Raw genomic sequence first — 12,112 nt, 5'->3', positions numbered from 1 at the left:
GAGGAAACAGCTTATGTGGTTAGGGGTAATCACCCTGTTCCCGGAGATGTTTCGAGCAGTAACAGACTTTGGCGTGACGGGTCGGGCCGTGAAGAATGGCCTGCTGGAAGTACAGACGTGGAATCCCAGGGATTTCACCCATGACAGACACAACACTGTGGACGATAGACCTTATGGTGGTGGTCCCGGAATGTTGATGATGGTTCAGCCCCTTCGCGATGCCATTCATGCAGCCAAGGCTGCGGCAGGTGAGGGAGCCAAGGTGATATATCTGTCACCTCAGGGACGCAAGCTGACTCAGCAAGGCGTATCTGAGCTGGCACAATCATCCAAGCTGATCCTGGTGTGCGGTCGCTACGAAGGTATCGATGAGCGCATCATTCAGACGGAAGTGGATGAGGAGTGGTCGGTTGGTGATTACGTGCTCTCGGGCGGTGAATTGCCGGCAATGACCCTGATAGATTCGGTTTCGAGACTGGTTCCCGGCGTGCTGGGCAAACAGGCCTCGGCAGAGCAGGATTCCTTCTCTGACGGATTATTGGATTGTCCTCACTATACCCGGCCTGAATGTCTCGATGGACTGGATGTTCCGGCGGTGTTACTCAGCGGCAACCACGAAGAAATTAGACGCTGGCGTCTACAGCAGAGTTTGATAAGAACACTGCAGCGACGACCAGAATTATTTGAACATCTAGCTCTGACTGACGAACAGACGACTCTATTAGCGCAGTTCGTTGACGCAATGGACTCAGCCTAGTCGCAGCTCAGTTAATTCTAGAACGGAGTAAGTTATGAACAACATCATTAAAATGCTCAACGATGAGCAAATGAAAAAAGACGTACCTGAGTTCGGTGCCGGTGATACCGTAGTCGTTCAGGTTCGTGTTAAAGAGGGTGACAAAGAGCGTCTGCAGGCCTTTGAAGGCGTGGTTATCGCTAAGCGTAACCGCGGTCTGCACTCTGCATTTACCGTACGTAAGATCTCTAATGGTGAAGGTGTTGAGCGTGCTTTCCAAACGCACAGCCCACTGATTTCCAGCATCGAAGTTAAGCGTCGTGGTCGCGTTCGTCGCGCCAAGCTGTACTATCTGCGCGAGCGTTCAGGTAAGTCTGCACGTATCCGTGAGAAGCTGGCTACTAAGTAAGCCGCTACATAAAGACGCAAGTGTTCGCACAGAGACCCGCCTATATGGCGGGTTTTTGTTTTCTCTTTCTCTGCTCCACGAACTGGCGACAGCAGATTGCTATCGCGCAAGTCAGCCAAGCTCACAATCCTGCACGCCTGCACAGACTAAGTGCCCAGCCTATTGCTCCCACCTTTGCGACGACATGAAAATTTTTTCTGGTTTCGCCCTTGATCTCTTGGCCCAGTCTCGGCATAGTGTAATGCCGTAATGGTGTACCGCTACGATGATGCGATTAAGCAAGTCGCGCAAATTAATTTCAGGTGATCAGAATGCAGTCCAGTAATATAGAGAATGTGCACATCAGTGCCGAACAAGTCCTCATAACTCCCGAAGAACTCAAGCAGCAGTTGCCACTTTCTGATCACGGTTATCGCTATATTCTCAGTGCCCGCAAGACGGTTTCCGACATAGTTCACAAGCGTGACAACCGGGTGTTGGTCGTCACCGGCCCTTGCTCTATTCACGATATTGAGTCGGCCAAGGAATATGCCCTGAAACTGAAAAAGCTCCATGACGAGCTCAAGGACCAGTTTTTTATCCTGATGCGGGTCTACTTTGAAAAGCCCCGAACTACAGTGGGCTGGAAAGGGATGATCAATGATCCCGATATGGATGAGTCCTTCAATATTGAAAAAGGGTTGCGGATGGCGCGGGAGTTGATGCTGTTTCTGGCCGAACTCGAGTTGCCGGTTGCCACCGAGGCGCTGGATCCCATCAGTCCGCAATATATTTCCGAGCTGGTGACTTGGTCAGCCATAGGCGCCAGAACCACAGAATCACAAACCCACCGGGAGATGGCCTCCGGGCTTTCCATGCCGGTAGGGTTCAAGAATGGCACGGATGGCAATCTGGGGGTGGCCATTAACGCCCTCAAGTCGGCGGCCAGCAGTCACAGATTCATGGGGATCAACCAGCAAGGGCAGGTGGCTTTGCTGCAAACCGCCGGTAACCCGGACGGGCATGTGATCCTGCGAGGTGGGGCTGGCCCCAACTATGACGCCGATTCTGTGGCCGAGTGTGAACGGCAGCTGCATGGTGCCGGGCTCAATGCCAGGCTGATTATCGACTGTAGTCATGGCAACTCCAACAAAGATCATCGGCGGCAGCTGCCTGTGTGCCGGGATGTATTTGACCAGATAGCGGCGGGCAATCGTTCCATCATAGGTTTGATGTTGGAAAGCCATCTGTTTGCCGGTAATCAGGCCTGTGACAAGCCGCTTGCCGAGCTTGACTACGGAGTTTCGGTCACAGATGCCTGCATAGATTGGCAGGACACGGAGCAACTGCTCAGGCAAGGAGCGGCGCAACTGAGTTCTATTTTACCCACTCGCTTTGATATGCTCAGGGTGGCAAATGGCTGACGGAAGATTTGAGATGAGTGAGAAAACCACGGCAGAGCTGGAAAAGTTACGCGGACTGATTGACGGCGTCGACCAAGAGTTACTCAAGTTGCTGCGTCAGCGGCTGGATCTGGTGGCCCAGGTCGGCGTGGTCAAACACAACGCCGGCCTGCCCATCTATGCACCGCAGCGGGAGGCCGCCATGTTGGCCAAGCGCCGTGCAGAAGCCGAAAGTCTGGGGGTATCGCCGCAGTTGATAGAAGATGTGCTCCGGCGCCTGATGCGGGAATCCTATCTCAACGAGAAGGATGTGGGTTTCAAGCAGGTGAACCCGGGTATCAACAAGGTGGTGATCATTGGCGGTCGTGGCCAGTTGGGCACCCTGTTTGCCCAGATGCTGACACTCTCCGGCTATCCAGTACATCTGCTTGATAAAGATGATTGGGATAATGCCGATGCTATCCTCGACGGGGCCGGTCTGGTATTGGTCACTGTGCCGATTGCCATTACCTGTAAGCTTATTCGCTCCCATTTACAGCGTTTGCCCAAGGATTGCATTCTTGCGGATCTGACCTCGATAAAGTCAGAGCCGCTGCAAGCCATGCTCGAGGCCCACAGCGGGCCTGTGGTGGGGCTTCATCCCATGTTTGGCCCGGATGTGGGCAGCCTTGCCAAGCAGGTTGTCGTAGTGTGCCATGGCCGGCAGAGTGAGGCCTATGTCTGGCTGCTGGAGCAGATAGCTATTTGGGGAGCACGGCTGGTGGAAGCGGATGCCGGTAAGCATGATAAGGCGATGCAACTGGTGCAGGCGATGCGCCATTTCTCCAGCTTTGTCTATGGCCTCAACTTGTGCCGGGAGCAGGCCGATCTCGATAGTCTGCTGCAGTTCAGTTCACCGATTTACCGGCTGGAGCTGGCCATGGTCGGTCGCTTGTTTGCCCAAAGCCCAGAGCTTTACGCCGATATCATCTTCGCCCAACAGGAGAGCCTGGGGGCTATTTCCGACTATCTGGACAACTATGCCGGCGCTTTGGCCATGCTCAAGGCCGGTGACAGAGATGGCTTTGTGCGCCAGTTCCGTGAGGTGGCCGAATGGTTCGGTGACTTTGCACCACAGTTTCGCAGCGAAAGCCGCAGCATGCTGCAGTCGGTCAATGATATGAAGAGTCACTGATCTCAAGGCGGTCAACTCCGCTGGCAGTGCAACGCGATTTATCCAAGGGAGCCTTCTAGGCTCCTTTTTCATTTGTATCAGCCAGATAGAAGTCAAAAAGCCATTTGTTCAGCAATCGCTTAAGGTGATCCCCTTCAAGCTTTACGACTCACGTTCTTTCGTCTGAGCGATGAAAGAGTACACTGATTTAAAACATGCAAAAATAAAGCATGATTAAAGGAGATATGCCGTGTTTTGTATTCAGTGTGAGCAAACCATTCGAACCCCGGCCGGTAATGGCTGCAGCTATGCCCAGGGGATGTGCGGTAAATTGGCCGCGACCTCGGATCTGCAGGATCTGTTGATTTACATGTTGCAGGGGCTGTCCGCCTATGCTGTTAAACTCCGGGAGTTTGAGGTTATCGATCCGCAAGTTGATACCTTTGTGCCCAAGGCATTTTTCGCCACTCTGACCAATGTCAACTTCGACGACGAGCGGATTAGCGAATACGCAAAAGAGGCCGCTCGCTTGCGAGAACAGCTAAAGCTGCGCTATCTGGAGCTTTGCGAACAAAGGGGCGTGACACCCGAGCCTATGTCCGCCGCGGCGACTCTGCTGCTGGGGGCGTCCAAGGCCGAGCTGTTACAACAGGCCAAAGTGGCTGCGCCCAACCGAGGTGATGACCTCAATGAAGATATTCTCGGTCTGCGGCTCCTGTGCCTCTACGGCCTGAAAGGGGCGGCTGCCTATATGGAACACGCCCGGGTTCTGGATCAGACCAGCAGCGAAGTGGCCGGTCGTTTCCACGAAATCATGGCCTTTCTGGCGACCGACAGCACAGATGCGGACAAGCTGTTTGCCACCGCGATGGAGATAGGTCAGCTCAACTATTCTGTGATGGCTATGCTAGACGCCGGTGAAACCGCGGCCTTTGGTCATCCAGAGCCGACTCAGGTCAACACCAAACCGGTGAAGGGCAAGGCAATCTTGGTCTCTGGCCACGATATGAAAGATCTCGAGCTCATCCTGCAACAGACAGAAGGCAAGGGTATCAATGTCTATACCCATGGTGAGATGTTGCCGGCGCTGGCCTATCCCGAGCTGAAGAAATACCCGCATCTGGTGGGGAACTACGGCAGCGCCTGGCAAAATCAACAGAAGGAATTTGCCAACTTCCCCGGCGCCGTGGTGATGACCTCCAACTGCATTATCGATCCCAATGTCGGTCTGTATGCCGACCGTATCTTTACCCGCAGTATCGTTGGTTGGCCGGGCGTGACTCACCTGACCGGCGACGATTTCAGTGCCGTTATCGACAAGGCACTGGCGCTTGAAGGCTTTGCCTATGATGAGATCCCCCATATGATCACCATAGGTTTCGCCCGCAACGCTTTGATGAACGCGGCGCCTGCCGTGGTTGAAAACGTCAAGAACGGCAATATCCGCCACTTCTTCCTGATTGGCGGCTGTGATGGTGACAAGGCCGAGCGCAGTTATTTCACCGACCTTGCCAAGGCGGCCCCAAAAGACAGCCTGATCCTGACCCTGGGCTGTGGCAAGTACAAGTTCAACAAGCTCGAATTCGGTGATATCAACGGTATCCCCAGACTGCTGGATATCGGCCAGTGTAACGACGCCTACTCGGCGATTCAGCTGGCGCTGGCACTGTCTGAAGTTTTTGAGTGTGATATCAACGAATTGCCGCTGAGTCTGGTGCTGTCCTGGTTTGAGCAGAAGGCGATAGTGGTCCTGTTGACCTTGCTGTCACTGGGAGTGAAGAACATACGTACCGGCCCAACTCCGCCGGCCTTCCTGACCGCCAATTTGCTGAAGGTATTGGAAGATAAGTTCGGCCTGCGCAATGTCGGCACGGTTGAGGAAGACCTGGAGGCGATTCTCGGCGCCGCTTGATGCGTATCTCTTGAGGCCGGAATGCCAGCGGCATTCCGGCCATTTCTTTCTCTGTAGAGGGAGTTTCGATGACACTCAATCCATTACAAGTTTCGCCGGCAATCAGTCAATTTCAGGCTGGTCAATGGGTTCCCGGAGAGCTGCGGCTCATTTGTGTCGCCCGCTGGCAGGAAACCCCGGATGTGGTGAGTTTTCGTTTTAAAGCGGCCCAGCCGCTGTCTTTTCATTTCAAGCCCGGGCAGTTTTTGGCATTGCAATTGGAGATTGCCGGTGAGGAGTATCGCCGCTGTTATACCATCTCATCTTCGCCATCTCGGCCTAATTCTTTGATGCTGACCATCAAGAGGGTTGAGGGCGGCAAAATTTCCAACTACCTTATCGATAATCTTAAGCCGGGCCACAGCCTGATGGCTTCCGGGCCCTACGGCCAGTTCAACCTTATCGATATACCGGCCGAGCGCTACCTGTTTTTAAGCGCCGGTTGTGGCATCACGCCGATGTTTTCCATGAGCCGTTTTCTGACCGACAGTTATCTTGACAGCGATATCGCCTTTATTCACTGTGCCAGAAGCGAGCAGGATCTCATCTTCCGAGGCAGTTTGCGGGCCATCAACAGCCGTCACGATAATTTTAAGCTGGGCTATCTGCTGGAGCAGGGAAGTGAGACTGCCTCAGTCTCCGGGGACCTTGCCGAGTGCCCTATGTTACCGGGACGCCTGAGCTTGGCGGCACTGGAACAACTGGTGCCGGATTATCGCCAGCGCACCGTGTATGTCTGTGGCCCTGAGGCTTATATGACGGCCACAGAGCAGATGCTGGCGCAAGCAGACTTCGATATGACGCGCTTTCACAAGGAAAGCTTTGCTGAAAATACCTCGGCGCCCGCGGGTGACGGTTCGGCCAATTACCGCTTGAGTGTTGCCGGCCTTGAGCTCAGCATCAATGGTGAGCAGACCCTGCTAGAAGCGCTGGAGTCTGAAGGTTTGCCCATTATTGCCGCCTGTCGCAGCGGCGTTTGTGGCTCCTGTAAGTGCCGGGTTGTCTCCGGTGAGGTGGAAAGCAGCAGCCAGCAGACACTTAGCCAGGATGAGATTGACTCAGGTATGGTGCTGGCGTGCTCCAGCCGGGTGAAGAGTGATATTCAACTGGAAACCGGCCCCTTCTAATTCTGTTTCCGGCATTGCAGAAGTGGCGATCTCACAGTATGGTTAAAGCAGGGCAAGAGCTTTGGGCCCTGCATTCCAGATGTTGGCCGGAGACAGACTATGACCAGCTTACCCTCAGAAGCATTTGCCAGTGAAGATCGCAGCATGGGCCATTTTTTATATGCGCTTATGTGTGCCTTTCCGTTGTTTTTCCTGCCTGTGATCCTGAGCCTGTTGATTAACTTAAGCCAAAGGCAGGTCGCACCTCTGTCGCTGCTGGGCTCTCACTTGCGCTGGCAAAGGCGCAGTATTATGGGTTTGGCACTGCTACTGGCTATGGGCTACTGGGTCAATCCGCTGTGGCTCAGCCTTAGCTTGTGCGCCCTGGGGGTTATCTGGTTCAGTTACCGAATCTTCAAGGGCTGGCTCAGCCTCACAGATGGACAAGCCATGTAGCTCTTGTCTGCTACCAGGGAAGCGGTCAGCCTGATCGCAAGGAAATATGACGGACTATCAACTCTTCTGTGTGCTGGCGGCGCTGGCACTGATTATCTCGCTGTTATCCAGCCGTTTTCACTCATTGCAGGAAACCATTGCCATCACAGGCCTGGCCATGCTCCTTAGCCTGATTATTCTGGTGGTGGGTAAGTTGTTTGAGCTGGATATCCATATCAAAACCATTTCGGTATTGCAGCGCCTAGACTTTCAGGCGCTGCTGCTGAACGGTATGTTGGGTTTTCTGCTCTTTGCCGGTGCGCTGCAGATAAGGCTCAAGGTGCTGGCAAGCCAGAAATGGGAAATTCTCTGTCTGGCTCTGCTTGGTACTGTGATTTCCACTCTGACAGTGGCGGCGCTTTGTTTCTATTTGATGCCGCTGCTGGGGCTGGTGCTGCCCTGGAGTTACTGCCTGTTGTTCGGGGCCTTAATATCACCAACCGATCCGATAGCGGTTTTGGCCATCTTGAAAAAGCTCGGCGCGCCTGAGGATATTGCCATTCAGGTTGAGGGTGAGTCGCTGTTCAATGATGGCATTGGCCTGGTGCTGTTTGTTGCTGTCTCTCAGCTGGCTTTTTCCGCCGAGGCTCTGAGCCTGGCTGATGTCGGCGCGCTGTTTTTCCATGAGGCCGTTGGTGGCATTGCCTATGGCCTGGCGCTGGCCTTTGCGCTGCATCAACTGATGAAACTCACGGATGAAGAAACCCAGAGACTCTTGATCACCTTGGTGGTGCCGACCGCAGGTTATGTGATGGCAGAAAAACTCTCGGTGTCCGGCCCTCTGGCCATGGTGGCCGCAGGAATCGTGCTGGGGAATTTCACCGTGCCAAAATGCTTTGGGGTCACGGGGAGAATATTGCTGCAAAGGTTCTGGGGCCTGCTTGAACACTTCTTCAATTCGCTCTTGTTCCTGCTATTGGGGCTCCTGTTGCTGTTGACCCATCTGGATATGCAACTCTGGTGGTTTGTGCTGCTGAGTATCCCTGTGGTGTTGTTGGCAAGATGTGTCAGCGTGTACTTACCTTATCTGGGGTTCCGGCGTATGCGGCAATACAGCCAAGGCGCGGAGGGGATCCTGATCTGGGGCGGGCTCAAGGGCGGCTTGGCGCTGGCTATGGCCATGAGTATTCCGGCGGGGATAGTGCTGACCCCCGAGCTGGAGCTCAGGGATCTCTTGCTGGTAATGACCTATGCCGTGGTGGTCTTTTCTATCATGGTGCAGGGCTCAACGGTTTCCCGTTTGATCCGCCGCAGCCGCGAGGCGGCAGAGGCCGGTAAAGCCGCTGCCGAATCGACTCAGGCTGTCTGATACAGTTTGGCGATTAAGCCTGCATGTTGCTGTGCATGACGAACATCGGCTGCGATGATTAAACCATCTACGCCCAACGCCTTGATAGCCAAGGCCTGAGCAGTCAGTGTTTGCTCACTGCTGCTTGGGTTGAGGCACAGACTTGGATTTACCAATAGCGGCAGGTGGCTCTGGGTTTTTAGTTCCACCAGGGTGGCGAGATCCAACACAAGTTGTTCTGGCTGATTCAATCCACTGACCCCCGCATCACAGAGGATTAACTGCTGATTCCCGCCGGCGAGCAGGGTATCTGCGCTGGTCAGCCAATCCTGTTGGCTGGCCATGGGATTACGCTCCAATATCACCGGCAGGTTCTGTCCGCCAAGCGCATTGAGCAGTTCTGTGTTGTACATCTGTTTACCGCTGAGCAGTAGCATGTCGGCCGCGGTCTGGGCCAGAGCCAGATCTTCTGCATGCTCCAAGGCAACAATGCTCTGCAGCCCGGCTTGGTTTAACAGGCTCTGCAACTTGGGCAGTTGCTGTTTGGCATTGGGTTGGCGCGTCAGCGTGCTGAGAACCACGCCCTGAAATCCCGCTTCCCTGAGGGCCTTGGCGCTTGGGGCAAAGCTGGCTGCATCTATGGGGAGGTTCAGTTGCGCCAAGGCGGCGAACTGGCCTTGCCCCAGTTTGAGCTGACCGCAACTAATTTCTGTGCTTGCCGGTTTATAGTGGCGGGAATGTCTCTGGGGTGACGGTTTGGCGCTGTCCTGCCTGGAACTCTCAGGTTCAATCAGCAGTTGGCTGTGACTCAGCTGGGTTGGCTCGACTGTCTCACAAGGGTAACAGCCAAGTACCTTGATAAAGCGGGTGAGCCGCTCAAGCTCGGCAAGTGCTTGCTGCATAGCTATGGATGCCAGATTGGCATCGACATCCAGATAAAACATCTCTTCCCAAGGCGTGCCCGGGATAGGGCGTGACTCCAGCTTACTCATATTGAGGTTGTGATCTTTAAGGATCAGCAAGGCTTCCACCAAGGCGCCTGGCTTCTGGCCGGTTGCCATAATCAGGGTGGTCTTGGCCGGCAGTTGCTCCGGCACCTCTATCGCCTTGCGGGCCACTACGATAAAGCGGCTCTGGTTGATTTTTTGATTGGCCAGTTCCTGCTCCAGAGGTTCCAACTGGTAGAGGGCACCGCCTTCACTGGAGCCGATAGCGGCCACAGTGTTATCGCCCTGGAGAACTTTTTCCATTGCCTCGGCGCTGCTGGCGCAATATTCCAGACGAAAGTCGGGATGGCGGCTCAGGTAGCGGCTGCATTGGCTGATGGGTTGGGGGTGGGCATAGACGGTTTTGATATCGGCAAGCTTGCTTCCCGCTTTGGCCAGCAGACAGTGGCCCACTTCTATGGTGGTTTCACCCACAATAGCCAGGCTGGTGTGCTGCAATACATCGTAGACTTCGTTGATGGAGCCGGATGAGGTGTTCTCTATCGGTAGAAAACCATAATCGGCATGGCCGGACTCGACGGCCTGCACTATATCATCGAAGTTCTGACAACCCAGATCCTGCATCTCAACCTGACGGCGTTGGCAGTAGCGACTGGCGGCCAGGTAGGAATATGAGCCTCTGGCGCCCAAATAGGCGATGCAGTATTGCTGTTTCTGGGTTTCGGGATTGGCTCTGCCCTGGAGGTAGGCCTGCTGGTTCAGTACAGAATCTTCAATAATGGCTTGGTACAGACTGATGACATAGTGGGCATCCAGCCCCTGTTCCCGCCCTTGGCGAACCAGCCTGGCCAAGAGTTCTTTTTCTCTCTGGGTATCACGGATAGGGCGAATGTCCACCTCTTTGCTGCGGGCGACTTCCAGGCTGAGTTGCCGGCGTTTGGCCAACAGTGCCAACAGATCCCTGTCCAGGGTAGTGATGTCATCCCTTATTCGCTCCAGCGACGGTACTTTGTTCATTCTGACCTCTAAACCAGTAATACTCAGTGCATGATACAGACAAAAAAGCCTCCCGGGTGGGAGGCTTGGCAATTTTCACTTTCGTTTTTACACGTCAGGGCCGCCTCCGGAAATGAGGTGTAAAAAAGAAAATAAAAAATGAGCGATTGAGGTATTTCATGGCGTTTAAGCTAAAACTATCCCCTTGGGCTGTCAATCAAAAAATCCTTGGGTTCAGCAATGAAAAGCGCACCCGGAGGTGCGCTGGTTAGTGGGAGATTGAAATATCAAGCTGCGTAATCCTCCTTATAATCATATTCGAACTCAGGTTCGGTGGCTTCGGTTTCCAAGGCACCACGCTGAGCTGCGGGTTTGTGGGTCAGGCGATTGAGCTGTTTTTCCAGCTTTTGTCCCATTGCATTTATGGCTGCGTAGAGATTTTCATGTTTCGCCTGGGCAAAAAGTTGTCCGTTGGCCAGTTTAATTGATGCTTCTATTTTAAAGAGTGGCCCTTCTGTGAGGATGATGACATGGGGATTAATCAACTGGGTATCGTAACGGTTCAGTTTGGCAAGGCGGCTCTCAACACGTTCACGGATAGCAGCTGTGACTTCAAATTGCTTGCTGGTGATCTTTAGCATATTGTCAAACCCTCTGTTGTTTCCTTGACTTCAGACTAACAATACCTGAGGTTAAAAATGTGATCCAGATCAATATTTATGGCGAGTCAGAGAGCGTTTGTCACTTATTTGATCACTTAGACAAGTTTGGATAATTTTGCCCTAAAAAGCCTTGAACCCTTGTCAATAAAGGGTCATATTCGATGAGATCACTGAGTATCAGTCCTTTCCGATTGCCTCCTTCCCTCGCTTTAAATATCATCATGTTTGTCATCTACAACTCTTTACCCTTATGCCGTTTGGGCCAAAACGGGTGATAACAGGAAGTACTTTATGAATAACAACGAAGTTAAAGTGAAGGTCTGGGATATACCTGTGCGGGTGTTTCATTGGGGTATGCTGCTGCTCCTGGCCGGGCTATGGTGGAGCGCCGATCAGGGGGAGATGAGTTATCACCAGTTGTTTGCCTATAGTCTGATGATCTTGCTGGTGGTGCGGCTTATTTGGGGCTTTATCGGCAGCGACACAGCCCGTTTCAGCCACTTTGTCCGTCATCCCCGCCAGGCATTGGATTATCTTGCCAAGATGCGGGTCAAGCAGGCTCCTCATTCTTTAGGGCATAACCCTCTTGGGGGTTATATGGTGGTGCTATTGCTGGTCATCATCAGTCTGCAATTGGTGTCGGGTTTGTTTGCCACAGATGAGATATTCACCGAAGGGCCCTTGGTCTCCTATGTCAGCGGTGAAACCGCCAGTTGCTTTACCTGGTTACACAAGAAGAATTTCGATCTTTTATTGATCCTTGCCGGTATTCATGTGGCCGCCGTCTTGTTGCACCGCTTCAAAGGTGAAAAGCTGGTGGGGGCCATGTTCAGTGGCTATAAGCGCTTACCTGCTGCAGAAGCACAGCAGCCCAGATTTGCGTCTCTGATGTTGGCACTGGTGCTTTTGTTGGTGGTTGCCGTGCCTGTGGTGCACTTCTTGATGATGCCCGTGATCGGCATGTTGTAAGTTTCCAAGCATTAAAAA

Annotated in this window: 11 protein-coding genes and 1 other annotated feature; of the genes, 9 read left to right on the top strand and 2 right to left on the bottom strand. The window is 53.4% G+C overall.

Annotated features, from left to right (window positions below; translation table 11 throughout):
* The first annotated feature begins 13 nt into the window (after positions 1 to 13).
* The 8 genes from trmD to HCX89_RS14755 all read left to right on the top strand — a co-directional run bounded on the left by trmD (position 14) and on the right by HCX89_RS14755 (position 8,541).
* Positions 14 to 757 carry a tRNA (guanosine(37)-N1)-methyltransferase TrmD gene (trmD, locus tag HCX89_RS14790; RefSeq protein ID WP_096140808.1) on the top strand — a complete coding sequence of 248 codons (744 nt, stop codon included), beginning with the start codon at positions 14 to 16 and terminating at the stop codon, positions 755 to 757.
* A 34-nt stretch (positions 758 to 791) separates the two neighbouring features.
* Positions 792 to 1,145, top strand: a complete 354-nt coding sequence (gene rplS / locus HCX89_RS14785; RefSeq protein ID WP_025010567.1) for a 50S ribosomal protein L19 — start codon at positions 792 to 794, stop codon at positions 1,143 to 1,145.
* A 311-nt stretch (positions 1,146 to 1,456) separates the two neighbouring features.
* Entirely contained in the window at positions 1,457 to 2,548 is a 1,092-nt protein-coding gene (locus tag HCX89_RS14780; protein WP_044734945.1) for a 3-deoxy-7-phosphoheptulonate synthase, read from the top strand.
* A gap of 13 nt (positions 2,549 to 2,561) precedes the next feature.
* Positions 2,562 to 3,701, top strand: a complete 1,140-nt coding sequence (gene tyrA, locus HCX89_RS14775) for a bifunctional chorismate mutase/prephenate dehydrogenase (protein WP_096140807.1) — start codon at positions 2,562 to 2,564, stop codon at positions 3,699 to 3,701.
* A gap of 229 nt (positions 3,702 to 3,930) precedes the next feature.
* Positions 3,931 to 5,592 carry a hydroxylamine reductase gene (hcp, locus tag HCX89_RS14770; protein ID WP_096140806.1) on the top strand — a complete coding sequence of 554 codons (1,662 nt, stop codon included), beginning with the start codon at positions 3,931 to 3,933 and terminating at the stop codon, positions 5,590 to 5,592.
* Between the two features lie 68 nt (positions 5,593 to 5,660).
* The gene (locus tag HCX89_RS14765) at positions 5,661 to 6,758 is read left to right on the top strand and encodes a hybrid-cluster NAD(P)-dependent oxidoreductase (RefSeq protein ID WP_174840135.1); all 1,098 of its coding nucleotides are present in this window, start codon (positions 5,661 to 5,663) and stop codon (positions 6,756 to 6,758) included.
* A 99-nt stretch (positions 6,759 to 6,857) separates the two neighbouring features.
* Positions 6,858 to 7,193, top strand: a complete 336-nt coding sequence (locus HCX89_RS14760) for a hypothetical protein (protein ID WP_028779791.1) — start codon at positions 6,858 to 6,860, stop codon at positions 7,191 to 7,193.
* A 46-nt stretch (positions 7,194 to 7,239) separates the two neighbouring features.
* Positions 7,240 to 8,541 (top strand): sodium:proton antiporter, encoded by a 1,302-nt coding sequence (locus HCX89_RS14755; RefSeq protein WP_028779792.1) that lies wholly within the window; start codon positions 7,240 to 7,242, stop codon positions 8,539 to 8,541.
* Here HCX89_RS14755 and HCX89_RS14750 read toward each other — a convergent pair.
* Positions 8,529 to 10,484: a chorismate mutase gene (locus HCX89_RS14750; RefSeq protein WP_167716561.1), complete on the bottom strand. Its 1,956-nt coding sequence runs from the start codon at positions 10,482 to 10,484 to the stop codon at positions 8,529 to 8,531. The two genes, HCX89_RS14755 and HCX89_RS14750, sit on opposite strands and share 13 nt — an antisense overlap.
* Before the next feature lie 38 nt (positions 10,485 to 10,522).
* Positions 10,523 to 10,642 (bottom strand) — a sequence feature (Phe leader region).
* Between the two features lie 108 nt (positions 10,643 to 10,750).
* Positions 10,751 to 11,104, bottom strand: a complete 354-nt coding sequence (gene raiA / locus HCX89_RS14745) for a ribosome-associated translation inhibitor RaiA (RefSeq protein ID WP_025010573.1) — start codon at positions 11,102 to 11,104, stop codon at positions 10,751 to 10,753.
* Between the two features lie 312 nt (positions 11,105 to 11,416).
* Here raiA and HCX89_RS14740 point away from each other — a divergent pair, with 312 nt between their 5' ends.
* Complete coding sequence (locus tag HCX89_RS14740; protein ID WP_167716560.1) at positions 11,417 to 12,094, top strand: cytochrome b/b6 domain-containing protein; 678 nt, start codon at positions 11,417 to 11,419, stop codon at positions 12,092 to 12,094.
* Positions 12,095 to 12,112 lie beyond the last annotated feature (18 nt).

It is taken from the genome of Shewanella sp. Iso12 (genome assembly GCF_012030025.1).
Classification (GTDB): domain Bacteria; phylum Pseudomonadota; class Gammaproteobacteria; order Enterobacterales; family Shewanellaceae; genus Shewanella; species Shewanella algae.
The sequence above is the reverse complement of the archived record's forward strand: the minus strand, read 5'-3'. Positions and strand labels throughout refer to the sequence as shown.

What these genes read in the sequence shown, in the direction of transcription:
- trmD (WP_096140808.1), top strand. Translation starts at nt 14, where the DNA reads ATGTGGTTAGGGGTAATCACCCTGTTCCCGGAGATGTTTCGAGCAGTA.
- rplS (WP_025010567.1), top strand. Translation starts at nt 792, where the DNA reads ATGAACAACATCATTAAAATGCTCAACGATGAGCAAATGAAAAAAGAC.
- HCX89_RS14780 (WP_044734945.1), top strand. Translation starts at nt 1,457, where the DNA reads ATGCAGTCCAGTAATATAGAGAATGTGCACATCAGTGCCGAACAAGTC.
- tyrA (WP_096140807.1), top strand. Translation starts at nt 2,562, where the DNA reads ATGAGTGAGAAAACCACGGCAGAGCTGGAAAAGTTACGCGGACTGATT.
- HCX89_RS14765 (WP_174840135.1), top strand. Translation starts at nt 5,661, where the DNA reads ATGACACTCAATCCATTACAAGTTTCGCCGGCAATCAGTCAATTTCAG.
- HCX89_RS14760 (WP_028779791.1), top strand. Translation starts at nt 6,858, where the DNA reads ATGACCAGCTTACCCTCAGAAGCATTTGCCAGTGAAGATCGCAGCATG.
- HCX89_RS14755 (WP_028779792.1), top strand. Translation starts at nt 7,240, where the DNA reads ATGACGGACTATCAACTCTTCTGTGTGCTGGCGGCGCTGGCACTGATT.
- HCX89_RS14750 (WP_167716561.1), bottom strand. Translation starts at nt 10,484, where the DNA reads ATGAACAAAGTACCGTCGCTGGAGCGAATAAGGGATGACATCACTACC.
- raiA (WP_025010573.1), bottom strand. Translation starts at nt 11,104, where the DNA reads ATGCTAAAGATCACCAGCAAGCAATTTGAAGTCACAGCTGCTATCCGT.
- HCX89_RS14740 (WP_167716560.1), top strand. Translation starts at nt 11,417, where the DNA reads ATGAATAACAACGAAGTTAAAGTGAAGGTCTGGGATATACCTGTGCGG.